Here is a 25164-nt window from a genome sequence, read left to right as displayed (position 1 = left end):
GATGCAGCGTTTACTGACACACAACAACTGATTTGTAGGGTCCTGTGCTATTGTTGAAATTGAATAACGCCCAGTGCCTGCTGAACGTCTAACTTGCTGATTAACACCTGGTACAAGGCATTGAATACATTTAGTCGCGCGGTTCTCAGATCGGCTTCGGCAATGGTCACGTCCAGGTACGTTTTTATGCCGGATCGGTACTGAAGGTTAATGACTCGATACACATCTTCCGCCAGCAGCTGGTTTTCCCGAAGCGCCAGATAATTAGCCAAACTGCCCTTGTACGAGGCCAGCGCCTGGGCGTACTCCGCGTCGACCGCACTGGTCAGCGCGGCCAGATCCCAGTTCAGCCGCTGAACCTGTAGCTCCGCAATTTTGGTCTGCTGTATGCGTCGGCCTCCCTGGAAAATGGGCAGTGCAACCGACAGACCAATTCCCGAGTTTGGAAATGATGTACTGTACAGTTGACTGAAGGCATTATTCTGATACAGCAAATTATAGTTACCAAACGCCGACACGGACGGCAAATAAGCCCATCGGTTATACCGCACATTGGCGGCCAGTAAGCGGCCCTGCGTTTGCAGTAGTTGGTATTCAATCCGGCTTTGTGGGTTGGCGAGCAGGTTGGTATCCAGGGTAACCTCATTCGCCAGTTGAAGCGTGTCGTAGGTTAAATTGAGTACGCCATTGGGTGGGTACCCCATAAGCTGCTTCAGGGTTTGAACCTTTGCGCCTACCAGATCCCGGTATTGTTTCTGCTGGGCTCGGGAATTGTTGAGTGCAATGCGCGCCCGTTGCGGATCTGTCCGGTCAACGATACCGCCCTGGTACTGGTTAGACGCATCCTGAAGGCTCCGTTGCAGCCGAACAATATCTTCGCTCAGAATATCCACCTGCCGCTGCGTCAGAATAACATCATAAAAGGCTTTACTGACCGTGACAACTACGTCGATCTTGTTTCTGACCGTATTCTGGGAAGCCTGGGCGCGGTAAGCATCGGCGGTTCGGCTGGCCAGCAGCACATCCCGATTGAAGATACTTTGCGTGACGGACAATGAAGCCGTCGAAGTGTTCTTCGCGCCAATCGTTCGGGGAATGCTCTCTCCCGTAGTTGGATCAGGAAAGATCGTGGTCGGTAACTTAATGTTGTGGATGAGGTTGTAACCGGCAGCAATCTGTGGATACCAGGCTGCCAGCGCACTTTGAACCGTCCGCTCGGCAATTTCCTGATCAATGACCGACTGGCGAACAATAGGCTGATGGCCTAAAGCGTATTGAATACAATCGGGCAGGTAAGCCTGTTTGGCTAAAGAGTCTGCTGTTTTTTGCGCGAAAACCGAACCCGAGCATGCGCTGATAACTCCAATGAGGAGACTAAACCAACAATTCTTCATAAATCAATGAGTGGCATTCGTACCCGGCCCTGATACTAGTCAACAACGTGTACTATCCAACAACTGTTTCTGATCGCTCTTTTGTTCACTCGGGATAATAAATTAATTAATGATCTTTGACTACTTAGGTAATTTTCTTCAAACAAAATTCAAAAATCCCCTACTTACATATACCTGAAAATCAACAAGATACAACACTGTAAATTTAACATAGCCGATTAATCAATTGACCGATATAATGCGCAAAGCACTCATCCCTTACTTAGCAAGTGGTTTTACGGGTAGTTTCTATTCCTGTCAAAACAACTTGGTTCGGGTTTGACAAACCCGCTCAAAGCCCGTACTTTCGGGACTTTATCAGCAGCGATTAAGCGATATGAGTGAAGTAACGAAAGACTCCGACGAACACAGTGCGGCAGACCGCAACAACGCTGGAGTATCCTTGAACTTTATTGAACAGATTGTAGAAGACGATTTAGCCTCGGGCAAAAATGGCGGCCGGGTGCATACCCGTTTTCCACCCGAGCCGAACGGCTATCTGCACATCGGCCATGCCAAGTCGATTTGCCTCAACTTCGGTCTGGCTGACAAATACGGCGGGCAGACAAACCTCCGTTTTGATGATACAAACCCCGTTACGGAAGACACTGAATACGTCGATTCGATAAAGAATGATGTCCGTTGGCTGGGCTTCGACTGGGAGAATGAGTTTTACGCATCCGATTACTTCGACCAGATCTATCAGTTTGCAGAAACCCTGATTCAGAAAGGTTTAGCCTACATCGATGATTCGACGTCTGAGGAAATAGCAGCCCAGAAAGGAACACCAACCGAACCGGGAAAGATAAATCAGTACCGTGACCGGAGCGTCGATGAAAACCTCGACCTGTTCCGGCGTATGAAGGCGGGCGAGTATCCCGATGGAGCCAAAGTACTCCGGGCGAAGGTCGATATGGCGTCGCCAAATATGCAGTTGCGCGATCCGATTATTTACCGCATCAAACACGCGCATCACCACCGCACGGGCGACGCTTGGTGCATTTATCCCATGTACGACTTTGCCCACGGGCAGTCCGACGCCATCGAGCATATTACGCACTCGCTGTGTACGCTGGAGTTTGAGGTGCATCGGCCATTGTACGAATGGTTTATCGATAAGCTGAACATTTTCCCTTCCCGCCAGATCGAGTTTGCCCGCCTGAACCTGACCTACACGGTCATGAGCAAACGTAAACTGAAATTGCTGGTGGAAGAAGGCCACGTATCGGGTTGGGACGATCCGCGTATGCCAACCATTGCAGGCATTCGTCGGCGGGGGTATACACCGGCCAGCCTGCGTGAATTTGCCGACCGCATCGGGATTGCCAAACGGGACAACCTGATCGACGTCGGCCTGCTTGAGTTCTGCATTCGCGAGGAACTCAACAAGACGACCCACCGCGTTATGGCCGTTCTGGACGAAAAGCCGCTCAAGCTCGTCATTACCAACTACGAAATTGGACGTGAGGAGATCATGCGGATCGAGAACAATCCCGAAGATCCGGCATCGGGCGAGCGGGATGTTCCGTTTAGCCGGGAGGTGTATATCGAACGGGACGATTTCATGGAAAATCCGCCGAAGAAGTTTTTCCGGTTATTTCCAGGCGGTATGGTTCGGCTGAAAGGCGCCTACATTATCAAGTGTGATGAGGTGGTGAAAGACAATGCAGGCGAAATTATCGAACTGCGTTGCTCCTACATTCCCGAAAGCCGAAGCGGCTCCGATACGTCGGGGATCAACGTTAAAGGCACCATCCACTGGGTATCGGTACCGCATGCCGTTGAAGCCGAAGTGCGGCTTTATGACCGCCTGTTCTCCGTTGAGAACCCGGCTGCCGATGATCGGGATTTTAAGGAATTGCTAAACCCGGATTCGCTAACGGTCGTTCGCGCGTTTGTCGAGCCCTCGCTGGTTGAGTCCATTCGGTCGGGTTCGCCAGCCAATGTGCAGTTTATGCGCAAGGGATACTTCATCAGCGACCCCGACTCCACCACCGAGCGGCCCGTTTTCAACCGCACCGTCACCCTGAAAGACGCCTGGGCGAAAGAGCAGAAGAAGGGGTAATTGTTTAATTGTTTGGTCATAGTTGCTGATTAACAACTATGACCAAACAATTTTAAGGTTCCTCAAATACAAAGTATATAAAATAGCATATCCTGGCCGCAGGTTTCCAGATAGATTTGGAACGACCGGAGATTTTCTACAAGGCACAACTCGATAGTTTTTCCTTTACCTACTATTTACGAAATGGACACTATCCGTAAATCCCAAAACGTCAACGACGTGGCCACGCTGTGATTGCTCATGGTTATCTTACGGCCGCCCTCAAGACCTTCAGGACTTGGAAAACTTACCAGGTAACCTTGACTAATACACCATTCACTTCCCGCAGGCGGCACTGCCCGTGCAGGCCAGACTGACGAATAACTCCGAACGAATTTTCCAGTCTGCGCTGTCTTTTTGCCACATTGTCAGGTAAACACCGGTTATGGTTTGGATGCCGTCGGCACGCTGGAAACGCCCTACCCAGTGCCCCTGTTCGGCCGCCAGGGGAGCCGATGTGCTGACCTGTACGCTGTCCGTCATCCGCACATACCCCAGAAACGACTGGTCGGCAAGCTGGACCGAGACCGATGCCAGCACCGAATCTCGGCCTGTTACATGGGAGCCGCTTCCCCGGGTCACATCAATATCCGGTCGCATTGTTTTTCCAAACCCAGCAAGATCCCGCGCCTGAATAGCCTCGTTCGACTGCAGGCGCAAGGCCCGAATTCGTGCCTCATCGGCCTTTGCATCAGCCCCGTACTGAGCCAGTGAACAAAAAGGAATCGAAACAACGGTCAGAACCAGACATAAATACCTAAGTACAAAGTTCTTCATTCCATGAAGATAGTAGATAAACAAACGGAAGTAGCTATTGATCAGCATTACGATCCATGCCCGATTAAATTCCCCAGGGTGAATAGTAGCTACGACCCTGGTCTATGCTTTTAATGAAAGACGCCACGCCATCGCGCTGGTCAACCGTTTGCTACCATAACTCCCTTTGTAAACCCAATGAACCTCAACCGCAGAGATTTCCTTCGGCAACTTGGCTTCGGGGCCGTTGGCCTGAGCCTTGCGACTACCCTTCCTGTAAGCGCCTGGACAGCCCCGACCAAGTCAGGTAAATTACCCCGTAGTCTGCCCGAAAAACAGGGCGTTGCGCCCGGTGGTCTGCTGGACTTTGTCAACACCATCGAAGCGAAACAACTCAATGTACACAGTGTCATGGTACTTCGGCACGGTCAGGTTGTTGCCGAAGGCTGGTGGGCACCCTACGCTCCCGACCTTAAACACACCTTGTATTCATTGAGTAAAAGCTTCACCTCGACAGCCGTTGGCATGGCGGTGGCCGAAAAACGGCTGACCATAGAGGACAAAGTTGTGTCGTTCTTCCCGAAAGATGTCCCGGCCACGATCAGCGATAACCTGGCAGCTATGCGGGTGAAAGATTTACTGACCATGTCGACGGGTCACGATAAAGATACCACCCCATCGCTACGGGGTGGCACAGATACCAACTGGGTAAAATCGTTTCTGGCGCAACCCGTTGACCATAAACCCGGAACATTTTTTGTCTACAACAGCGGAGCCACTTACATGCTTTCCGCCATCGTACAGAAGCTCACGGGTATGCCTGTCATCGACTACCTAAAACCGCGTCTGTTCGGGCCGCTGGGCATTGAAGGCGAAGACTGGGAAGTCGATCCCAATGGAATCAATACCGGCGGGTGGGGCCTTCGACTGCGCACCGAAGACATTGCCAAGTTCGGGCAGCTTTACTTACAAAAAGGCCTCTGGAACGGCAAACGGCTGATCGCTGAAAACTGGATTGCCGATGCAACCCGCGCCGAAGTAAACTCTAAAGGTGGCAAGGGCGATGCCGGTGTAAACGACTGGATTCAGGGATATGGGTATCAATTCTGGCGCTGTCGCCACGATGCGTACCGGGGCGATGGTGCCTTTGGCCAGTTTTGTATCGTACTACCCAAAGAGGACGCCGTTGTGGCCATCACGTCCGAATCGGCAGATATGCAGGGCATTCTCAATGCCGTCTGGGACCATATATTGCCCGCCCTTCAGGGAAATGGGCTATCTGCCGATAAAATAAAACAGGCAGCGTTGACCCAGAAAATGGCAAACCTGGCGCTGACCCCACCACCTTCGCAAACCAGTTCGACAGTAGCGAGTCAGATAAGCGGGAAAACATTTGCCGTCGCGGAGAACTCCTCGCATGTGAAGGATGTGTCGCTGACGTTCGGTAAGGACGGGTGTATCTTCAAACTTCGTGATGACCAGGGCGACCACCAGGTTCTATGTGGCGTCGGTCGTTATCGGGAAGGCACAACTACCTTTTCCGTAGCGCCCCTCTCCTTAACACCAACCGTTGTTCCGGGCGGCCCCGTCCGGAAAGTAGCTGGCAGCGGCAGCTGGCAGGATGCCAACACCTTCGTTATGATCTGGCGGTTCATCGAAACGGCTCACTACGACACCGTTACCTGCAAATTCGGTAAAGATGGCGTTCAGGTATCGTTTCAGAGTAGTCTGAATACGCTCAATAAGACGAAGGACAAACGACCCGAACTGGACGGAAAAATGACGGCCTAAGAAAACCCTTGTCTCAAACATAAACATTAAACCCCTAAATCCCCTGAAGGGGACTTTGCTCATGATTAGGCAAAGTCCCCTTCAGGGGATTTGGGGGTTTAATGACCCCAAAATTACAACAACTTATCCAGGGTGATGGGCAAGTCGCGGACACGGCGGCCGGTGGCGTGGAAAACGGCGTTGGCAACGGCTGCGGGCATACCCACAATACCAATTTCACCCAGCCCTTTCACCCCCAACGGATTGACGATGTCGTCATGCTCTTCTACGAAAATGACGTCAAGGTCATGAATGTCCGCGTTTACAGCTACGTGGTACTCCGATAGGCTGTGGTTCATAAAACGCCCGAAGTTGTGATCCATAACGCTTTCTTCTTCGAGCGCTTTGCTAATTCCCCAAACCATGCCGCCCAGTATCTGACTGCGAGCTGTTTTCGGGTTCAGAATGCGACCACCGGCAACAGCAGTCACCGCACGGGTCACTTTTACCGTTCCTAACTCTTCATCGACCATTACTTCGACAAACACAGCCGAGTGGGTACTGCGCGTGTAGTTTTTCTGTTTCAGCATATTAGGCAGCGCGCCGGTCGTTTCCCGAACTGCTTTGCCCCCATTTTGATCAACGAGCGTTTGCAACGAAAGCGCAACGGAAGGATCACTCTTCAGTCGCATGTGCTTATCAGAAAAAGTCACCTCGTCCCACTTAACTCCTTTGAACGGTGAGCCGGGCATCTTTTTGGCAAGTTTGAGAAGTGTCTTCCCTACTTCCTGGCAGGCGGCCTGTACCGCCGAGCCTACGGTTGCCGCCGTCCACGAGCCCCCGGAAATAGGCGCTATCGGCATATCGGTATCGCCCAGTTTGAAAAGCACATCACTGATTGGCATGCCCAGTGTATCGGCCGCGATCTGCGTCATAATCGTATAGGTGCCCGTACCGATATCAGCCGTCGCACTACTCACCCGCAGTTTACCATTGACCATAAGAACGGCTTCGGCACGAGCGGGCATCTGGTTGGCATCCCAGATACCGGTGGCCATGCCCCAGCCAATTAGGTTGTGGTCTTTTTTCATCGAACGGGGTTCGGGATTACGGCTCGACCAGCCAAATCGTTCGGCCCCCTGCTGAAAACACGCCCGAAGTTCCTTACTGGAATAAGGCAGTTGCTGGTTGTGGTCCAGATCCGTGTAGTTTTTAAGTCGGAATGCCAGCGGGTCCATCCCTACCGCGTACGCCAGCTCATCCATGGCTTCTTCCAGAGCCGACATACCCGTTACTCCACCTGGTGCACGCATGTCGAGTGGGCTGTACACATCCAGCGGCACCAGCTTGTAGTCCATTTTGACATTTTCGGCCGGATAAAGCATGCCGCCCCAATTGACCACAACTTCGGTATAATCTTCGAACTGCGACGTCTCGCCTACGGCATCATGGTATAGGGCATTCATCGTTCCATCTGCCAGTGCGCCAAGGGCTACATTCTGGACTGTAGCGGGACGGTGACCGAAGGTAAACATCTGCTGCCGGGTCAATGACACCCGTACGGACCGCTTCAGTTCACGAGCGGCCATCACCGCCATAAACAGTTGATATTGAGGGCGTAGTCCAGACCCGAAGCCACCACCCATGTAGGGCGAGAGTACCCGAACATCCTTGAAAGGAATGTTGAATACCTGCGTTACGTAAAGAATACTGTTCGTTACGCCCTGGGTTTTGTCATAAATAGTCAGTTTACCGCCCTTGTCGTAGGAGACCGTCGTGGCAAAAAGCTCCATTGGGTTATGGTGCTCTGCCGCATGAACGTACCGACCATTCATGGCCGCAGGGGCTTCCGTATACGCTTTTTCGAAGTCGCCACGGGGTTTTGGTGGCGGTGGTTTCAGTAACGAAGCGATCCCCGACTTGGGTTTACGGGCCTGATGCAGGTTAGTTTCCAGACTGGTTTCGTGAGAAACCTCTTTGTAGTCGACCCGAACCAGCGTGGCCGCATACCGGGCCAGTTCAAACGTTTCGGCAACGACCAGCGCGATCGGTTGTCCGCTGTACCTGATGGTTGCATCATGCAACGGCCGAAACGGCGAGCCGGGTGGCGCATCCTGGTCTTTGTAGCTGATATCGAACCAGGCCAGCTTGGGTCGGTTTTCGTGCGTAAATACGGCTAAAACGCCATCGAGCGACAGCGCGTCGCTCGTATCGATACGGTTAATTTTACCTTTGGCGATGGCACTGGAAACAACGACTCCATAGGCCAGATCCGGCACATTGAATTCGGCGGCATATTTCGCCTTACCCGTCACTTTGTCTACCCCATCGACGCGGCTGATGGGCTTCCCGATTGATTGGGTCATTACTGGTGGCGTACTCATGCAGTAGGTTCGAGTTTAGCGGCCTGTCCCAGCGCCCGGATGATGGCGCGTTTAGCCAGTTCGATTTTGAATGTATTATGACCAAATCCCTGAGCCCCAGCCAGCAATAAGTCGGCGGCCGCCTGGAAGTTTTCTCTCGTTGCTGGTTTCCCAACCAGCAGGGTTTCGGCTTCGGGCTTGCGCCAGGGTTTGTGCGCCACGCCACCGAGCGCAATTCGGGCGGATGTGATAAGGCCACCTCGACCGTCGCTCCGATCCATTTCCAGCCCAACGGCTACCGAAACCAGCGCGAACGCATACGAGGCCCGGTCGCGGAGTTTCAAATACGCGTGGTATTCCGGAAAACCACGGGCGGGCAGGTCAATGGAAGTAATCAGCTCATCGGGTTCCAGTGTGTTGTCCAGATGAGGGGCATCGCCCGGAAGGCGGTGAAAATCAGCGAAGGGAATGGTACGCTCACCGTTACTGCCTTTCACCCGAACCTCCGCTTCCAGGGCGGCCAGCGCCACACACATATCCGACGGATGAGTAGCGATGCAGGACGGTTCGGTCCTTTCGCCGGTGAGTCCCGGATCACTCGTCCCTAAAATGGCATGAATCCGGTTGTAGCCGTTTATGGCCGAGCAACCCGAGCCGGGCTCCCGTTTGTTGCAGGGTGTGGCGGTATCGTAGAAATAATAACAACGCGTCCGTTGCAGCAGGTTGCCCCCATCCGTGGCCATGTTGCGTAATTGGGGCGATGCCCCAGCCAGAATAGCCTGCGACAGTAACGGATACCGCTGAATAACCTGCTCGTTATAGGCCGTATCGGCATTGGTCATCAGCGCGCCTAGCCGCAGACCACCCGCTACCGTGTCGGAAATAGTTGCCAGAGGCAGGCGTGTTATATCGATCAGCCGCGTGGGGTGTTCTACATTTTCCTTCATCAGGTCAATGAGATTGGTCCCTCCGGCCACGAATTTGGCGGTTTGTTCGGATGCCCGTTCGCGTACGGCGGTATCTACGGCATCGGTTCGAATATAGGTAAAGCTGTTCATGCCGTTTGTTGATTCAGTACGTCCTCAATCGCATCAACGATGTTCGTATAGGCACCACACCGGCAGATATTGCCGCTCATCAGTTCGCGTATGTCGGCCGTCGTTTTGGCTTTTCCTTCATTCATTAGCCCTACCGCCGAACAGATTTGGCCGGGGGTGCAATAGCCGCACTGAAACGCATCGTGTTCGATGAAAGCCTGCTGAAGCGGATGGAGTTGCTCTGCCGAGCCGCCATCCTGCCGGGCCAGGCCTTCAATGGTGGTGATCTCGGTATCTTCCTGCATGATGGCCAGCGTCAGGCAGGAATTAATCCGTTTACCGTTCACCAATACCGTGCAGGCCCCACATTGACCATGATCACAGCCTTTCTTGGTGCCTGTCAGGTCCATGTATTCCCGCAGGGCGTCGAGTAGGGTTGTCCAGGGGGCAATCTGTAATTCGGTTTCGTTGCCATTGACCGTTAGCCGCACGGTATGAATGGGAGGCAACGATGGTGGTGGCTGGTTGGGCGGGTACGATTCTACAGCAGGGTTCATAATGCATTGAGTAAGGTTTGTCTCTCTAGTTCTGAACCCTATGGAGCAGTGGTTGTTTAAAATCCGTTTCAACGGGAACGGGTGACCCAGCGTCCCGCAGTCAGGATTTACCTGATGCATGGCCAACAACTCATGTGTATTTTAGTTAGACCTTATACTTACTTTCTGCCATAACCCATTACCGGCATCTGGTTATGGCGCGCACGATAACTCAACGTATATGGCAACCAAGAGCATAAAATCGTTCTTTTCTGACCTGTGGATTGTTATCCGGGATGCCTTCAACGGTTTTCTGGAGGACCGGTGCCTGAAACTAAGTGCCGCTCTGGCTTACTACACGGTTTTCTCGCTGGCTCCCCTACTAGTGCTCATTATATCCGTTGTCAGTGTTTTCCTGGGACAGGAAGCCATTCAGGGACAGATATTTTCCCAGATAAATGGCTTGGTGGGTAATGAAGCGGCCAAGCAGATTCAGGATATGATCAAGAGCGTTGGGCTATCCGGTAAAACCAACACGGCGCTGGTCATCGGAATCATTACGCTGGTCGTAGGTGCAACGAGTATCTTCGTAGAAATTCAGGATTCGGTGAATATGATCTGGCGGGTAAAAGCCAAACCAAAGCGGGGCTGGCTGAAGATACTGAAAGACCGGCTACTTTCCTCGTCTCTGGTGGTCAGCCTGGGTTTCCTGCTGCTGGTATCTCTGATCATTAATGGGCTTGTTCTGGCCATGAGCAACATCATTACCCGGTATATCCCCGACGTAGGCTTCATTCTGATCACGGCGCTTAATTTCCTGATTAGCACAGCCGTAGTAACGGCGCTCTTCGGCATAATTTTTAAAGTGCTCCCCGACGCGAAAATTGCCTGGAAAGACGTACGCTGGGGCGCTCTGTTCACCGCCCTGCTTTTTATGCTGGGACGCTACCTGATTGGTTTATACATCGAAACGACCAGCACCAGTTCAGCCTACGGGGCAGCGGGTTCCCTGATCGTCATTCTGACGTGGATCTATTATACAGCTGCTATCCTGTATTTCGGCGCTGAATTTACCCAGGCGTACGCCAATCACTTCGGTATAAAAATTGAACCAGCCGACTATGCCGTTTATGTCGAACAGACTGAACGAGAACGCGATGTGGCGGCATTGCCCCCCAAAAAGTAACGTATTTTTGTATTCTGGCTTGGCTAACTGGTTTGACCTAATTGAGCGCCTGTTTGAACCCTATCAGCCCACTGCTTCAGCTGTGGATTAGGTGAAAAACAAATGAAATTCAACCGTTTCAACGGTTTTTATAAGCACCGAACCATTGAAATGGTTAATGATAGGGAACCGATTCTGACTAAACCCACCCCTAAAGCGATGGGCTAGTTAGGACTTTTAATTCAGCTCAATTAACTCAACACAACCAAGACGCACTACACTTTCTTCGGGTTAAGCACCACGTGTTTGATACGCTTCCGCTTCCAGGTATAGGTTACGTGGACAAGTCCATCCGCCGTTTGAATAACCGCCGGGTACGAAAACTCACCGGGCTCGCTTTCGAGAACAGCCAGTGTTTTCCAGGTTTTTCCATCGTCAGATATGGCGGCCTCAAGGGGTGTGCGAGGGCCACCGTATTCAGCCTTACCCGTGTTCGCTACCGGATTGTAAACCAGTACCTGACGGCCGTCGTTCAGGGTCACGGCATCGGTTCCTGAGTTAGGGTTCAGCAAAGTCGTTTTCTGCAAGGGTGACCAACTCTTTCCCCCGTCCTTTGACCAGGTTTCGAGAATAAATCCAGCTTTCTGGCTACGGCACAGGGCCTGTAACTGCCCATCAGGATGAAACAAAACGCTGGGTTGAATCGCCCCATCCGTGACGCCTTCATTAATGGGTGCCGTTTTTTTCCACGTTTTACCCCAGTCGCTGGTTTGCTCAAAATGTACTCGCCAGTTGTGATCTTCCGAACTGCTGGGACATAACAGAACCCCCGAAGCCAGCAGGACAGGTTTATTTTTAATGGGACCCACAATTCCCTCAGGAAGCCGTTCCGCTTCCGACCAGGTTTTGCCGCCATCTTTGGATCGTTTCAACAGCCCCCACCAGGTCGATGGGCTGGGACCGACTTTGTAGAACAGCAGCAATTCACCTTTGGGTATCTGAAATAGAACCGGGTTCCAGCACGGCAGGTGCTTCCCGTCAGGTTGCAGGCCCGTAGCTACTTCTACGGGCGTTGCCCAACCCTTATCCGTTCGGCTACTGATCCAGATACCCACATTCGGGTGCCGCTCGTATTCCCCGCCAAACCAGGCAGCCACTAGTCCGTTGGGCGTTTCAGCAAGGGTAGAAGCATGACATTCCGGGGTGGGTGGCTGTTCGTAAATCAATTCGCTGCGAAGAATAGCGGGGTTACCTGGCTGGGCAACTAATTCTTGCCTACCTAAGCCGGCGGCCAATAAAAAGAGGGAGATCGTTAAAATTTTCACGTGTGTCGTTAGTGCTTAATCGGAGAGCGACACAAAGCTACTAGTCAAACGAGAAAACAACTACTCCTGATGAAATACACGGGTCAAAGGGACAGTAACGGGTGAATGGTCGGAATTTGTTTCCATCAAATCAGCCATATAGGCCCACCAGCGCTGCATGATGAGCAATCCCGGTAATGCGTCGGCAGTGTGGTCAGGCAGGCGTTTCTGCACGGCAAACAGTGTTCCCGTTGCGTGGTCAAGGTAAATTGAATAATCCCGAATGCCTGCCTCCAGGAGGGCAGTCGTTAACTCCGGCCATATCTCGTCGTGCCGACGCTGGTATTCGGCCTCAACACCCGGCTTCAATTTCATGGTAAACGCTATTTCTTCCATAGTTTTTTCTTTATAAGCGGTGTATAATGTCCAGAGCAAAAAACAGGAAGAAGAGTACAAGGCGACCAGCCAGCGGTTTAACTGTCATTGGTCGATACGGTAAGTAAACGGGAGTTTTCAGGCGGTAACCGAATTCGTGTACTGGGTAAGCGCCACACAATCCGTCGGTAGCGGATGTGCATTCCAATGAGGGTGAATCGCCAGGGCCGCCCCCAAAGCCGACGCCTGCGCCACCGATGCGGCATACACGTCGATGTCGGGAAACGCTTTTGCCAGCAAGTTCATGTAAATGGGGTTTTTGCCAAAGCCGCCATCCACAAAAAGCCGTTTCACATGAACCCGGTTGTCCGACGTATCGGCGAGTACGAGATTCGTCGAAATCAATTGCTGGGCGACGATGTCCAGCATCAACTGATGGTATCCCTCTTCATACGTTGCGAAATCTTTCAGGTTGCGTTGCCCGAATAATGACCCCTGCATGGATAACAATTGCTTCCCTTTAGCATCAACTTCCGTTGTTACCGGTCCCGAATGCTGCCGGGCCTGTTCGATAAGGCCAGGGTCGTACGCTACCCGAACATACGAATCAATCGGTACCTGAAAAAAATCGGCCAATCGTTTCACCTGCTGCTCATGCTCGTATCCCGCAAACAAACGGGCCGATTTGACAGGCTGCCCCTTATAATGCATGTAGTTGAGGCAGTCATATTGCAGTTCCTCTGGCGTCAGCGGACTGCTGTTGAATGGGTTCATGCTCACGCACCAGGTTCCGGTTGAAATCAGCACGAATGGCTCCTGAAACGAGGCCAGATAGGGTATCAATGCCGCCGAACTATCGTGAAGGCCAACGCCTACCTGAATCGATTTGCCATTGACAGTTGCCATGCGGGCCGAGTCGGACGGAACAACCGGTGCCAGATAAGCATCGAGTTTCTCCTGACTGACCCAGGTGTGATACGCCTGCCGGTCGAAATCCCAAAGCATCGTATGACACCCGATGCTGGTCAGATCCGAAACCGGCCATTGGCTGATCAAATAGCTCGCGTACTGCGGCAAGTGCAGGGCATAGCCCAGGCGTTCGAATACATCAGGCTGCTCGTGTTTGAATCGGTATAACTGAAGCCCCGAGTTCAAACTACTCAGCGAGGGCGAGGCCGTTTGCCGGGTGATGTCCGATTCGGGACCATAGGTTGCGAAGAACTGCCGGAGTAAAGCCGGTGGATACGCTTTCAGGTAGTTATAAAGCGGGCTAAGTGGTTTTCCTGTCTGATCAATCAGCACCAGGCTAGCCCCGTAGGTCGAGAAATTAACCGCCAGAACCGAAACGTCAGGCAAAGCCAGCACCTCCGTCAAGGATGCGGTTATCCAAAGCGTCAATCGGTCCAAGTCCTCACACAGGTCGCCGTCTTCATCCGGAATTTCAGCAAACTGCTCCGATTTCTCCCAAACAATTCGGTAGGCCTCATCAAAGAGGAACAGCTTTTTATTGGTCTTCCCAATGTCGAAGATGGCAATAGCGGGAGTCGACATGAATGTTGAATGTGTGAATGAGAGAATGAATGAATGATTAGGACCAGGAAGTCCTCATTGAGTTTGCGTTAGCTATTCACTCAATCTATCATTCACTCATTCAAAACTTAGTTTAAAGCCCCGTGGCTACTGTCTTCGCCCCCCGTTCGCCGATGAGTTGCTGGCGGACGTTCAACTGCCGATACAAACCCAGCGGGTTTAGTGAAGCACCGGCCCGGCGACGGGCTTCGGCCACCAACGGACGAACGTCGGTTCGGAAAGCATCCTGCAAAATCTCCTGCGCCCGCACCGGGTCATTGGCTTCGCGGGCATCTTCCAGCGCTTCCCGGTCAACCAGGAGCGCCTGGGCATATGCCAGTTGTATCGCTTCGACCGACTGGAGCAGGTCTTCGAGCGGGTCTTTTACGTTATGACTGGCATCGATCATCCAGCCGAGGTCGGTGGCATGGTTCATACCCCGGGCATCCAGCCCGTCTACCAGTTCGGTGAAGATTAGAAATAACTGGTAGGGTTTGATACTACCCGCCGTCAGGTCATCGTCGCCGTATTTGGAGTCGTTGAAATGAAAGCCGCCAAGCTTTCCCTGATGCAGCAGAATCGCGACGATCTGCTCGATGTTGGCGTTGGGTAAGTGGTGACCCAGGTCGACGAGGGTATAGGCTTTGGGCCCGAGTTTGTTGGCGTACAGCAAACTACTTCCCCAATCACCAACGGTCATCGAATAAAAGTTGGGCTCGAAAGCTTTGTATTCCACAAACAGTTTCCAGTCATTGGGTAATGCCGCGTAAATCTCTTCGAGGCTCGCCAGCGTCCGGTCGAATGCTTTGCGAAAGTTGAGTTGCCCCGGAAAGCTGGACCCATCCGATAACCAGACGGTCAGGGCATCGGAGCCCAGCGCCACCCCATGCCTGATCACCTCAATGTTGTGTTCGATCGCCTGCCGACGTACGGCCGGATCGGTATGCTGCAAGGACCCGAATTTATAGCTTTGTTCGGCGTCGGGCTGATCCTGAAACGTGTTGGAGTTAACGGCATCGAACCGTAGTCCATGATGAGCCGCCAATTGCTTTATCGCATCGGGGTCGGTTGGAATATCCCAGGGAATATGCAGCGAGATAGCACCGCTTGCCCGGTTCAGGGCGTGCAGCAGGCCCACATCGGCAATTTTCTCTTCCAGGCTACGGGGTTCTCCCCCGCCCGGAAACCGCCCAAAACGGGTGCCGCCCGTTCCCAGTGCCCAGCTTGGAATAGCAATCTGGAAATCAATCAATTTTTCAATTACCGGCTCAGCCTTTGCTACCTCCTGCGTCCAGTAGGCTAGTTTTCGCCGGTGGCCTTCCAACTGCGTTTGGTTGTATGCGTCAATATGTTCGGGGTTCAGGTTCATCGGGTTTAGAGGTTATGTATCCATTTCACAGGATTTCCGTCCTATCTCTATTATCAGCCCGCACATTTATGTGTGGGTTTATGAAACCAATTAATCATCATTTCTTAACCGTTTTAACGGTTTACCGACCACCCATGAGTCATTCAAAATCTAAAATCTGGGTCCACACCGTATTCTCTACGAAAGCCAGACAACCCCTTATTCAACCTGGCATCCGCCCAACCGTACATGACGAATTACGAAAGCAACTTATTGATTCAGGATGCTTTGTTGATTGCGTCGGCGGTGTGGCTGACCATGTACATCTTTTGTTTTTGCTCAATCCTAAAAAATCAATTGTCGATGTGGTTAAGCAAATTAAAGGTGCCAGTTCGCATACACTCAATCAAATGAAATTAACCGCAACGCATTTTGCCTGGCAAATCGGTTATGGTGCATTTTCGGTTAGTGAATCCCATGTACCACGTGTTCGGGCGTATATTTTGAATCAAGAAGAACACCATCGTACCGTTACGTTTATGGATGAATACCGCCGGTTTATGATTCATTACGGACTCCCAAACGATGATATTGATTGACGTTGCAAACCGTTAAAACGGTTAAAAATTATGGACAATATTATTATTCAAACCCACTTGTGGGCTGAAACAAACCGCAAACCCGTTTCTACCGGACAAATGCCATAGCGACGCCCCCATCGACGTTGAGGACGTTGCCGGTCGATTTGGCCAGCAGTCCATTCACGAACGCCAGGCAGGCATTCGCAATATCATCGGGTAAAATGACCTCGTTCAACAGGGTGCGTTTGGCGTAATAGGCGGGCAATTCGGCCACCGTCACGCCATACGCTTTGGCGCGGCCCTCGGCCCAGGCCCCGGCCCAGATTTTGGAATCGGAAATGACCGCGTCAGGATTCACGACATTTACCCGGATATGATCTTTACCCAACTCGGCCGCATTTAACCGGCTGAGGTGTAATTGAGCCGCTTTGGCCGACCCGTAGCCCGCATTGTTAGGCCCCGATACAAGGGCATTTTTACTGACAATGTTAATGACATCGCCACCCAACTTTTGCTTACGCATGACCGAAACGGCCTGCTGAGTAACCAGAAACTGACCTTTTACGAGCACGTCATACAGCAAATCCCAATCGCTTTCGGTATGCTCCTCGATGGGCTTGGAAATACTCAACCCGGCACAGTTGACGACGATATCGACCCCGCCAAAAGCCAGCGAAGCCGCCGTATATGCGTTGGCAATGGTTTCGGCGTTGGTAACATCCAGTTGAACTGCCGTATAGGCATCTTTCCCGTATTGGTTGTTGAACTCCTCATTGGCAGACGCCAGCCGGTCGGCGTCGTTGTCGTTAATAATGACGACGGCCCCTTCGGCCAGGAACGTTTTAGCGATGGCCTTCCCAATCCCGCCTGCGCTACCCGTTATGAGCGCGACCTTCCCCGACAGCGGTTTGGGCTTTGGCATGCGCTGTAGTTTGGCCTCTTCCAGCAGCCAGTATTCAATATCGAAAGCCTCCTGCTCGGGCAGACCGACATAGTCCGAGACCGCTTCGGCACCCTTCATGACATTGATGGCGTTGGTATAAAATTCAGCCGCCACGCGCGCCGTTTGCTTATCTTTCGCAAAGGTGAACATGCCAACCGCTGGCCACAGAATAACGACCGGATTCGGATCGCGAATGGCGGGACTGTTGTCGTGTTTGTTGCGTTCGTAGTAAGCGGCATAATCCGCGCGGTAATCGGCAAATGCCTTTTCCAGGTAGGCTTCGCTATCAGCCGATGACAGTTGGATAGGGTCCAACACCAGCGGCCGAATTTTAGTACGCAGGAAATGGTCCGGACAACTGGTACCCAGTCGAGCCAACCGGGGCAAATCGTGCGAATTGACAAATTCCAGCACTCGCTCATCGTCGGTGAAGTGTCCTACCATTCGCCGGTGACCCGACGCCAGCCCACGCAGGACGGGCATCAGTGAAGCGGCCTGTTTTTTACGCGTGTCGGCATCGGTATTCTCCCGGGCTGGCCCGCCAAATACGGCACGTTTTTTTCCATAGTTGGCAGCCAGATACTCAGATGCCTGCTCGATCACTTCCAGCGTATTGATATACGACTCGTAGGAGGTATCTCCCCAGGTAAACAGCCCGTGTCCACCCAGAATTACCCCGCGCAGGTTTGGGTTATTGCGAACCGTTTCTTCCAGTTTCAGGCCCAGGTCGAAACCGGGCCGCTGCCAGGGTAGCCAGGCGAGTTGATCGCCCCATATCTGGTGCATTATGGCTTCACCGTCGCGACTGGCCGCAATGGCAATCAGCGCGTCGGGGTGCAGGTGGTCAATATGTTTGAACGGCAATAACCCGTGTAACGGCGTATCGATAGATGGAGCCGCGCACTTCGGGTCGAAAAGACAATGATCGAAGAGGCCAACCATCTCATCTTCAAAAGCCAGCCCGCGGTAGCGGTTTTTCAATGCATGCAAGCGCTCGACATAGAGATTAGCACACCCTTTTTTGGTTAGCGTACCAATATCTCCCCCCGACCCCTTCACCCACATGACCTCTACGGGCTCACCAGTCAACGGATTCGTTTCCATCAACTTAACCGACGTATTCCCTCCGGCATAATTCGTTAAGCGCAGGTCGGCCCCGAGTAAGTTGGAACGATATATAAAGAGGGCCACTTCGTCACCAGCCAGTTCTGCCGCCTTTTTGTCATCCCAGAGGTAGCTCACATAGTTGAACGCTTGCGTCGTATTCATAAATAGTTAGTAAGTAGTATCTTCAGAAATCGTGTTTTAGACAAAGTAAGCTTTTTTACTTTTCTCCTGCTTCATGTACTCTCCTGTTGGGCTTATTAAAAAATTATGGTTTCTCTTTGACCGTCGATCGGCTTTTTGAACAGGAGAGCACAGGAAAGTTTTTGACGATACACGGCATAAATTTGAAAAAACGTAGATAAAGTGGCTGTATTCCTGGGGGTCTTTTTCCATGCGCTGGGAGGCTTTGCTTCCGGCAGTTTTTACTTACCGTATCAGAAGGTTCGTGGCTGGGCCTGGGAAAGCTACTGGCTCGTGGGTGGTTTATTTTCCTGGCTGGCCGCTCCCCTGTTGCTGGGTTCACTCACGGTGACGGACCTGTTTGGCGTACTGGCGCAGATACCCCGCGAAACGATTCTATGGACGTATTTCTGGGGCGTTCTGTGGGGATTTGGCGGTTTAACATTTGGCCTGGCCATGCGGTATCTGGGCTTATCGCTCGGGATGGCCGTGACGCTGGGCCTTTGTGCCGTTTTCGGAACGCTGGTGCCGCCCATCTGGCAGGGCCAGTTCGGGCAGTTGATCGGCACTACGTCTGGTCAGGTCATTATGCTTGGGCTGGGCGTGTGTGTTCTGGGTATTTCGATTTGCGGCATTGCCGGTATGATGAAGGAACGCTCGCTGTCGGATGAACAGAAAAAAGCCGTTATCGCCGAATTCGACATCCGCAAGGGCTTGCTGGTCGCTGTTTTCTCGGGGATCATGAGCGCCTGTTTTTCATTCGGGCTTACGGCCGGCCAACCGATTGCCGAACTGGCGGTTAAAAAAGGGACCGATCCATTGTATATGAACAATGCAGCCCTGGTGATTATTCTGCTCGGTGGACTGACAACCAATGCTATCTGGACGATTTACCTGAACATCCGCAACCGTACGTATACGGACTACGGGAACATCTCGACCCCAATCGTAAAAAATATTATTTTCTGTGCCATGGCTGGCTTTACCTGGTATTTCCAGTTCTTTTTTTACGGCATGGGCGATAGCAAAATGGGCGACTATCGCTTTTCGGGCTGGACGCTCCACATGGCGTTTATCATTGCCTTCAGTAGTTTCTGGGGCCTGTACCTGCACGAATGGCGGGGTGCCAACAAACCCACCATGCGTACCATTTCATTGGGTATCAGTCTGGTAGTGCTGTCGACGGTTGTGGTTGGCATTGGCAATTACCTGGCCGAGTAAAACTTATACTTTATACGAAAGCCGGGCCATTTTCACTAAAAATAGCCCGGCTTTCGTATAAAGTATAGATTAGAAAATCTCTTTCGCTACTTTCATAACATTGTCTGATTTACCCATGGTGTAGAAGTGCATTACGGGTGAGCCATAGGCGATCAACTCGCGGCATTGCTGAATGCACCACTCAACACCCACCTGCCGGGCTTGCTGATCGTTCTCGCAGGCTTCGACGGCCTGAATTAGATCGGCAGGCATTTCGAGGTGAAATAGCCGGGGTAATACCTGAAGTTGTCGGCGGGTGCTGATCGGTTTAAGACCTGGAATAATGGGCACATTGATGCCTTCCTTCCGGCAACGATCCACAAAATCAATAAACTTTTTATTGTCGAAGAACATCTGCGTGACAATGTAATCCGCCCCTTTGTCGATCTTCTGTTTCAGGTACTGAAAATCAGAGTCATGGTCAGCTGCTTCAAAATGTTTTTCGGGATAAGCGGCCACGCCAATGCAGAAATTACTGGGAGCCAGGGCTGTATCTTCTTCGTGCAGATAAATCCCTTTATTCATGTTGGCGACTTGCTCAACCAGCTCGCTGGCGTACAGGTAGCCGTTCTCTTTCGCCTTGAAGGTCGTGAACGGTTTGGCCGGATCGCCCCGAAGCACGAGCGCATTATCGATGCCCAAGTAATGGAGATCAATCAGGAAATCTTCGGTTTCTTCGCGGGAAAAACCGCCACATAGCACGTGTGGCACCGGATCGACCCCAAAACGGTGCATGATGGCCGAGCAAATACCCACCGTGCCAGGCCGTTTACGCGTCACGATTTTCTGAATGGTGCCATCGGGTAAGGGTCGCTCGATGTACTCCTCCCGATGATAGGTAACATCAATGAAGGGCGGCTTGAACTCCATTAGCGGCTCGATATTGTCGAGCAAACTTTTCAGATTATCCCCTTTGATGGGCGGAATAACTTCAATGGAAAAAATAGGTTTGCCGTTGGCAGCCTTGATATGGTCGGTAATTTTTGTCATTATGCAGTAAACACCAGCAATTACGTACGCCAGTTAACAGGAGGGTAAAGTTAACGGGAGAACACCGCTAACCGCATGTAAATTCCATTGGCCGAACCCGTACTCCAGGGTTGTACATCCAGCCGGCGACCCAGCGCACTCTGGTTTTTGACTTCATGCAGTTTGGGAATTCCCCAGCCCACCAGCGAACCAAAAGCGGCCCCGGCAATCAAATCGGTCGGGTAATGAACACCGGCCTCGTACCGGAGCAAACACGTGGCGGTTGCCAGACCGAGTGATCCAACCCAGACAACGGGTTTGAGCCGTGAATGTGGAAAATAATGCTGGAAGACTTCGCCCGTAAAAACGGCCGTCGCAAAGGCATGGGTGGCGTGTCCCGAAAAAAACGACTGCCGGGCATCCCGCGTCAGCTTTTCCTCCAGCGGCACCGTCGGATTATACACAAACGGCCGTGGGCGCTGCGTGACGGCCTTTACCAGTCGCTCAAAGCCATTGGCAAAGGCAATTGTTTCCACGAACATGATTCCCACTGTTTTAACATCCTGCCGCATTGGTTTGGTCCCCAGCGTAAGTAAACCCAGAACGGCAGCATTGCCCACCAGCGTAACGTCACTTAACGTGCCAGCCGACGTAGACCAGTGGGTAGTGGCTTTCCGATCAAAGGCATTTATGTCCCCCCGATTAAGGGTAGCCACCTCCGCTGGTGTAAGTGGATCGACCGATGTATGTAACGCCAGCACGGCCCCTTGTAAAGCTACCCCCGCTCCCAGTAAGCTAAGTTCACGACCCGTCTTTAATTCGTAAGGAGAGGCTGTTTGCGCAAAGGCAGAATGAATAAAGAGAAACGAACTAAGAATAAAAGCAAGCGCACTACACTTACTTTCTATAATCAACTTTGTTGAAAACATCATGCGCTAACGATCAAACAGGTTTAAACTACCTTCACTACTTCCGGTTCCGTTGACAAATAAACCAGCCGGCCTTCTACCTCCTGAAATCCCATTTCCCGGTATAAGTTCGTGAAGTACTTCAACGAATCCGTTGGGCTGGTCACCGATGCAGGGGCCTCTGTCAATTCCGAAACGACCGGCACCGACTCATACTGGACCAGGACAATGTGTCCATCCGGATAATGCACCACACGGTGCGGTGCGCCGTGTACTCGTTTATTGCTCAATATGCTCCGGTCCGTATCGATCCGTAGCGACGAATCAAACAGGGATGACAGGGCGGGGTGAGCGACGATGGTCATCAGGCTTTGTTTCAACTCTGCCGTTTCAGCCTGACGAACAAGGCCCTCACTCACCAGTTGCCGCAGCACAGTATCAATACTTTCCGAGCCTTTTATCAAGCTCAGGGCTGCACAGAGTTTTCGGTCCCGCTCGCGCGTGCGCTCAAACGTGGCCACATCGAACATGCGGTCGGCCTGTCGTCGCAGCTGCATATCCTGTCCCCGGTGACCGCTCACGATGTCTTCCAGCACAATCTCATCCAGCGGACCCTCCTCTTTGTGGTGCGCAAATGAGTCCGCGCACAGGCTGATCTGGTAACTCAACAACCCCTCCTGCCAGGCACAGCCGCAGTTTCGGGCTACCTCACTATCGCGAAGAAACGCGTGTAGCCAATGGCTGATGGTATTCTGTTGCCCTTTGGTAAAATCTTTTGCCTCGCTGATCACATAAAGCCGGTCGGTTGGCCGGGTAAAGGCCACATAGAGCAAGTTCATGTTTTCCAGAAACGTACGCGTGAATTCATCCTCATACTGGTCGGCAATAACCTTCGGTGTCCCGCGCAGTTTACTGGTTGTGTGAGCCGGTGCTGATAACAATCGGGTTAGCTGCCCCGCCCCGTTTTCATGGGAAAGCGCATCGGTCCGAATCGCTGACAGGTCGAGCCAGATCGTACTGTCATTGATGGGTTCCACTTTCCAGTTGGCAAAGGGAATGATAACCACCGGAAACTCCAGTCCTTTGGACCGGTGAACGGTTTGAATGCTCACCGCATTGCGGGCATTTCCCTCCACCGAAATCTTCTGCCTGACGCCTTCCCAGTACAGTAGAAAATCGCTCAGGTGACCGCTTCGTTTGTGGTTGAACGCCAGCACTTCATCCAGAAACCGGAATAGAAATGGGTTATGCTCGGCCTGGTTGAACAAACCGAATTGCGCAGTCAATCGCTCGGCCAGTTCGTAGGGATTGAGTTGCCCCATCACATAAGGATCCAGCGGATAGCCTTCGTCGGCGAGGTAGGCATAGGTGGCGTCGATATCGCTTTCGGCAATGGCGCTCAACTTCTCCGTTAACACATCATCGGGAAAAATACCCTGCACCACCCGATGAAACAGATAGAGCAGTTCGTACCGAAGGAGCCTCTGGTCAGGCCGTTGAAGGAGTTGCATCAGCGTCACCAGCCATTTGACGGGATCAGAAAATTCCAGCGATAGGGAATCTGCCGATACCAGCGGAATTCGCCGGGCGTTCAGCTCGTTGGCCAAGGCTTTTGCGTGCGATTTTTTGCGGCACAAAATGGCGATGTCGCCATACGTATACCCATCAGCCAGCGCTTTCTCCAGGTGCTCCATTGTCTTTTCGAGCATCTGCGCGGTAATATCTTTATCGGCTTCGGCATCCTTGGCCACAAAATCGATCTGGACATGACCGGCCACGTGGGCGTTGGGCTGGGCCTTCTGGTGAAATTGTTGTTCGGCATCGAATACCTCCGCGAGTTTCGGATGCTGGCTTTCGAACTTACGGGCGGTGAACTCAAAGAAGTCATTATTGAACCGGACAATCGGTTCGGCACTTCGCCAGTTGGTATCGAGCAGGGCTTCCTGCAAATGACCGTCCAGCATCTCAATTCGGTCGGCCGTCCACGAGCCGGGGTTGTGCGCCTGTTTCAGAGTATCGAGGTCTTTCCGGTGCAGGGCAACAATCTGGTCCATATCGCCCCCCCGGAACCGGTAAATAGCCTGCTTCCCATCGCCAACGGCCAGGTTGAAGTGATCGCCCCCGAGGGCATTTTCGATCAGGGGCAGCAGGTTAGCAAATTGAAGCCGCGACGTGTCCTGAAATTCGTCGATCAGAATGTGATTGTATTTGGTTCCCAGCCGCTCATACAGAAACGGGACGGGTTCGGACGCGACAATGTTCAGTATTTTTTTATTGAATTCGGAGATGTGCACCCGGCCATCTTTCCTGAGTAACTCATCAAATTCAACCCGCATCTGTTTCAGCAGGGCCAGTTTCTGCAAATGAGGCAACAGGCAATCGAACAGCGTAACCTGTAGCCCCCGTTCATCGCGAACGCGGAGAATCTGGGAAATACAATCGCTTAACTCGCTGGCCATCCCGTCGATAAGGCCCTGAACGGGCAAGGGCGTTTTTTTGGTGTACCAGTCGCCATTCTTCAGAGCATTGTACACACGGGTTCCGGCGTCCCGATGGGCATTACCTTCCGCAATGGCCTTAAAAAAACCACCGACCCCACTGGCACCGTAGCTAAAATCTTTCTCGTCCAGACCAGCATCGGCTATCAGCTTCCAGGCACGCTGACCATGCGTAATAATCTCTTGCTCAACCTGTTGATTATGAGCGAGCAACTTCGTACGAATACCGCGCAACGCGCCCGGTGATAACTCCTGTGCCGCGTTGACAGCCTCGTAAAATTGGTCGGAGGTTAGGTTACGGCCAAATTCTTTGAGCAGTTCGGGGAGTTGGTTCCAGCTTTTACCCTCGGCAGCCGTATGGGTGTAGTACTCACTCAAAATGGTCGTAATTTCCTCCATCTCGTCGGTACCTGCTTTTTCAATCAGGTTGTCGATGGCCATTTCGAGCACTTCGTCAGTTTCCAGCTCTACGTCGAAGGAGTAAGGCAGGCCCAGCTCGTCGGTAAACGCCATCACGATACGCTGGGTGAAGGAGTCGATGGTGGTTACGCTGAAATCGGCGTAGCGGTGCAGGATGGTTCGGAAAACGCCGGACGCTTTTTTTCGTAACGCAGCTTTGGCTACATCGAACGAATCAGTGCCTGGCGGTGTACCATACAGCTCGACCACCAGTTCGGCCAACAGAGGAGATTCCTTCGTTCCAGCAATGCCGGACAGGTTTTCCAGAATCCGGTTTTTCATCTCGTTGGCGGCTGCGTTGGTAAACGTTACCGCCAGAATACGCCGAAAATAGCCATCCTCTGTATCTGGCCGCAAGGCTAGCTTGAGATACTCTTTTGTAAGCGTGTATGTCTTCCCCGACCCAGCCGAAGAGCTATAAATTTTAAACATGGATGTTTTGAGGAGTCAGTATTAGGAGTGAGGAGGTAGAAGGGCTGACCGCACCGGCGGACCGACA

The 25164-nt window shown here is 52.2% G+C and carries 18 protein-coding genes; 5 read left to right on the top strand and 13 right to left on the bottom strand.

What is annotated here, in order from left to right:
- Positions 1-47 precede the first annotated feature (47 nt).
- Entirely contained in the window at positions 48-1394 is a 1347-nt protein-coding gene (locus ACYU8Y_RS04535) for a TolC family protein (RefSeq protein WP_460934646.1), read from the bottom strand.
- Positions 1395-1770: 376 nt separating this feature from the next.
- Between ACYU8Y_RS04535 and ACYU8Y_RS04530 the strand changes: the two genes are divergently transcribed.
- Positions 1771-3498, top strand: coding sequence for a glutamine--tRNA ligase/YqeY domain fusion protein (locus ACYU8Y_RS04530; protein ID WP_460934644.1), 1728 nt, complete (start codon positions 1771-1773; stop codon positions 3496-3498).
- Between the two features lie 315 nt (positions 3499-3813).
- Here ACYU8Y_RS04530 and ACYU8Y_RS04525 read toward each other — a convergent pair whose 3' ends face one another.
- Complete coding sequence (locus ACYU8Y_RS04525) at positions 3814-4314, bottom strand: YybH family protein (RefSeq protein WP_460934642.1); 501 nt, start codon at positions 4312-4314, stop codon at positions 3814-3816.
- A 177-nt stretch (positions 4315-4491) separates the two neighbouring features.
- Here ACYU8Y_RS04525 and ACYU8Y_RS04520 point away from each other — a divergent pair, with 177 nt between their 5' ends.
- Positions 4492-6084, top strand: coding sequence for a serine hydrolase domain-containing protein (locus ACYU8Y_RS04520; RefSeq protein WP_460934640.1), 1593 nt, complete (start codon positions 4492-4494; stop codon positions 6082-6084).
- Positions 6085-6197: 113 nt separating this feature from the next.
- On the opposite strand, the gene ACYU8Y_RS04515 is transcribed toward ACYU8Y_RS04520, so the two are convergent.
- From ACYU8Y_RS04515 to ACYU8Y_RS04505, 3 genes are read right to left on the bottom strand one after another with little or no spacing between them, the layout of a single operon-like run.
- Entirely contained in the window at positions 6198-8429 is a 2232-nt protein-coding gene (locus tag ACYU8Y_RS04515; RefSeq protein WP_460935187.1) for a xanthine dehydrogenase family protein molybdopterin-binding subunit, read from the bottom strand.
- Between the two features lie 14 nt (positions 8430-8443).
- On the bottom strand, positions 8444-9484 hold the full coding sequence (locus ACYU8Y_RS04510; protein WP_460934638.1) for an FAD binding domain-containing protein: 1041 nt from the start codon (positions 9482-9484) through the stop codon (positions 8444-8446).
- Positions 9481-10020 (bottom strand): (2Fe-2S)-binding protein, encoded by a 540-nt coding sequence (locus tag ACYU8Y_RS04505; protein WP_460934636.1) that lies wholly within the window; start codon positions 10018-10020, stop codon positions 9481-9483. Before ACYU8Y_RS04505 ends, ACYU8Y_RS04510 begins: the two co-directional genes overlap by 4 nt.
- Positions 10021-10240: 220 nt before the next feature.
- Between ACYU8Y_RS04505 and ACYU8Y_RS04500 the strand changes: the two genes are divergently transcribed.
- Positions 10241-11185 carry a YihY/virulence factor BrkB family protein gene (locus tag ACYU8Y_RS04500; RefSeq protein ID WP_460934634.1) on the top strand — a complete coding sequence of 315 codons (945 nt, stop codon included), beginning with the start codon at positions 10241-10243 and terminating at the stop codon, positions 11183-11185.
- A 254-nt stretch (positions 11186-11439) separates the two neighbouring features.
- Here the strand turns inward: ACYU8Y_RS04500 and ACYU8Y_RS04495 are convergent, their stop codons facing one another.
- From ACYU8Y_RS04495 to ACYU8Y_RS04480, 4 genes are all read right to left on the bottom strand, one after another.
- Entirely contained in the window at positions 11440-12483 is a 1044-nt protein-coding gene (locus tag ACYU8Y_RS04495) for a sialidase family protein (protein ID WP_460935185.1), read from the bottom strand.
- Between the two features lie 66 nt (positions 12484-12549).
- Positions 12550-12864, bottom strand: coding sequence for an L-rhamnose mutarotase (rhaM, locus tag ACYU8Y_RS04490; protein ID WP_460934632.1), 315 nt, complete (start codon positions 12862-12864; stop codon positions 12550-12552).
- A 117-nt stretch (positions 12865-12981) separates the two neighbouring features.
- The gene (locus ACYU8Y_RS04485; protein ID WP_460934630.1) at positions 12982-14394 is read right to left on the bottom strand and encodes an FGGY-family carbohydrate kinase; all 1413 of its coding nucleotides are present in this window, start codon (positions 14392-14394) and stop codon (positions 12982-12984) included.
- Between the two features lie 112 nt (positions 14395-14506).
- The gene (locus ACYU8Y_RS04480; protein WP_460934628.1) at positions 14507-15781 is read right to left on the bottom strand and encodes a sugar isomerase; all 1275 of its coding nucleotides are present in this window, start codon (positions 15779-15781) and stop codon (positions 14507-14509) included.
- A gap of 80 nt (positions 15782-15861) precedes the next feature.
- On the opposite strand from ACYU8Y_RS04480, the gene tnpA reads away from it, so the two are divergent.
- On the top strand, positions 15862-16359 hold the full coding sequence (gene tnpA, locus ACYU8Y_RS04475; protein ID WP_460934626.1) for an IS200/IS605 family transposase: 498 nt from the start codon (positions 15862-15864) through the stop codon (positions 16357-16359).
- A gap of 88 nt (positions 16360-16447) precedes the next feature.
- Here tnpA and ACYU8Y_RS04470 read toward each other — a convergent pair whose 3' ends face one another.
- Complete coding sequence (locus tag ACYU8Y_RS04470; RefSeq protein WP_460934624.1) at positions 16448-18553, bottom strand: bifunctional aldolase/short-chain dehydrogenase; 2106 nt, start codon at positions 18551-18553, stop codon at positions 16448-16450.
- 201 nt (positions 18554-18754) lie between these two features.
- On the opposite strand from ACYU8Y_RS04470, the gene rhaT reads away from it, so the two are divergent.
- Entirely contained in the window at positions 18755-19792 is a 1038-nt protein-coding gene (rhaT, locus tag ACYU8Y_RS04465) for an L-rhamnose/proton symporter RhaT (RefSeq protein ID WP_460934622.1), read from the top strand.
- Between the two features lie 69 nt (positions 19793-19861).
- Here the strand turns inward: rhaT and metF are convergent, their stop codons facing one another.
- Genes metF through ACYU8Y_RS04450 form a run of 3 tightly spaced genes read right to left on the bottom strand, consistent with a single transcriptional unit; the run spans position 19862 to position 25097 of the window.
- On the bottom strand, positions 19862-20821 hold the full coding sequence (gene metF / locus ACYU8Y_RS04460) for a methylenetetrahydrofolate reductase [NAD(P)H] (protein WP_460934620.1): 960 nt from the start codon (positions 20819-20821) through the stop codon (positions 19862-19864).
- A 50-nt stretch (positions 20822-20871) separates the two neighbouring features.
- Positions 20872-21732: a phosphatase PAP2 family protein gene (locus tag ACYU8Y_RS04455; protein ID WP_460934618.1), complete on the bottom strand. Its 861-nt coding sequence runs from the start codon at positions 21730-21732 to the stop codon at positions 20872-20874.
- Between the two features lie 20 nt (positions 21733-21752).
- Positions 21753-25097, bottom strand: a complete 3345-nt coding sequence (locus ACYU8Y_RS04450) for a UvrD-helicase domain-containing protein (RefSeq protein WP_460934616.1) — start codon at positions 25095-25097, stop codon at positions 21753-21755.
- Positions 25098-25164: the final 67 nt, after the last annotated feature.

Source organism: Spirosoma humi (assembly GCF_054776575.1).
This window is presented reverse-complemented; position numbering and strand designations above follow the sequence as displayed.

Excerpts from the sequence above, each read along its gene's own strand:
- ACYU8Y_RS04535 (WP_460934646.1), bottom strand. The coding sequence starts at position 1,394 with ATGAAGAATTGTTGGTTTAGTCTCCTCATTGGAGTTATCAGCGCATGC.
- ACYU8Y_RS04530 (WP_460934644.1), top strand. The coding sequence starts at position 1,771 with ATGAGTGAAGTAACGAAAGACTCCGACGAACACAGTGCGGCAGACCGC.
- ACYU8Y_RS04525 (WP_460934642.1), bottom strand. The coding sequence starts at position 4,314 with ATGAAGAACTTTGTACTTAGGTATTTATGTCTGGTTCTGACCGTTGTT.
- ACYU8Y_RS04520 (WP_460934640.1), top strand. The coding sequence starts at position 4,492 with ATGAACCTCAACCGCAGAGATTTCCTTCGGCAACTTGGCTTCGGGGCC.
- ACYU8Y_RS04515 (WP_460935187.1), bottom strand. The coding sequence starts at position 8,429 with ATGACCCAATCAATCGGGAAGCCCATCAGCCGCGTCGATGGGGTAGAC.
- ACYU8Y_RS04510 (WP_460934638.1), bottom strand. The coding sequence starts at position 9,484 with ATGAACAGCTTTACCTATATTCGAACCGATGCCGTAGATACCGCCGTA.
- ACYU8Y_RS04505 (WP_460934636.1), bottom strand. The coding sequence starts at position 10,020 with ATGAACCCTGCTGTAGAATCGTACCCGCCCAACCAGCCACCACCATCG.
- ACYU8Y_RS04500 (WP_460934634.1), top strand. The coding sequence starts at position 10,241 with ATGGCAACCAAGAGCATAAAATCGTTCTTTTCTGACCTGTGGATTGTT.
- rhaM (WP_460934632.1), bottom strand. The coding sequence starts at position 12,864 with ATGGAAGAAATAGCGTTTACCATGAAATTGAAGCCGGGTGTTGAGGCC.
- ACYU8Y_RS04485 (WP_460934630.1), bottom strand. The coding sequence starts at position 14,394 with ATGTCGACTCCCGCTATTGCCATCTTCGACATTGGGAAGACCAATAAA.
- ACYU8Y_RS04480 (WP_460934628.1), bottom strand. The coding sequence starts at position 15,781 with ATGAACCTGAACCCCGAACATATTGACGCATACAACCAAACGCAGTTG.
- tnpA (WP_460934626.1), top strand. The coding sequence starts at position 15,862 with ATGAAACCAATTAATCATCATTTCTTAACCGTTTTAACGGTTTACCGA.
- ACYU8Y_RS04470 (WP_460934624.1), bottom strand. The coding sequence starts at position 18,553 with ATGAATACGACGCAAGCGTTCAACTATGTGAGCTACCTCTGGGATGAC.
- metF (WP_460934620.1), bottom strand. The coding sequence starts at position 20,821 with ATGACAAAAATTACCGACCATATCAAGGCTGCCAACGGCAAACCTATT.
- ACYU8Y_RS04455 (WP_460934618.1), bottom strand. The coding sequence starts at position 21,732 with ATGATGTTTTCAACAAAGTTGATTATAGAAAGTAAGTGTAGTGCGCTT.
- ACYU8Y_RS04450 (WP_460934616.1), bottom strand. The coding sequence starts at position 25,097 with ATGTTTAAAATTTATAGCTCTTCGGCTGGGTCGGGGAAGACATACACG.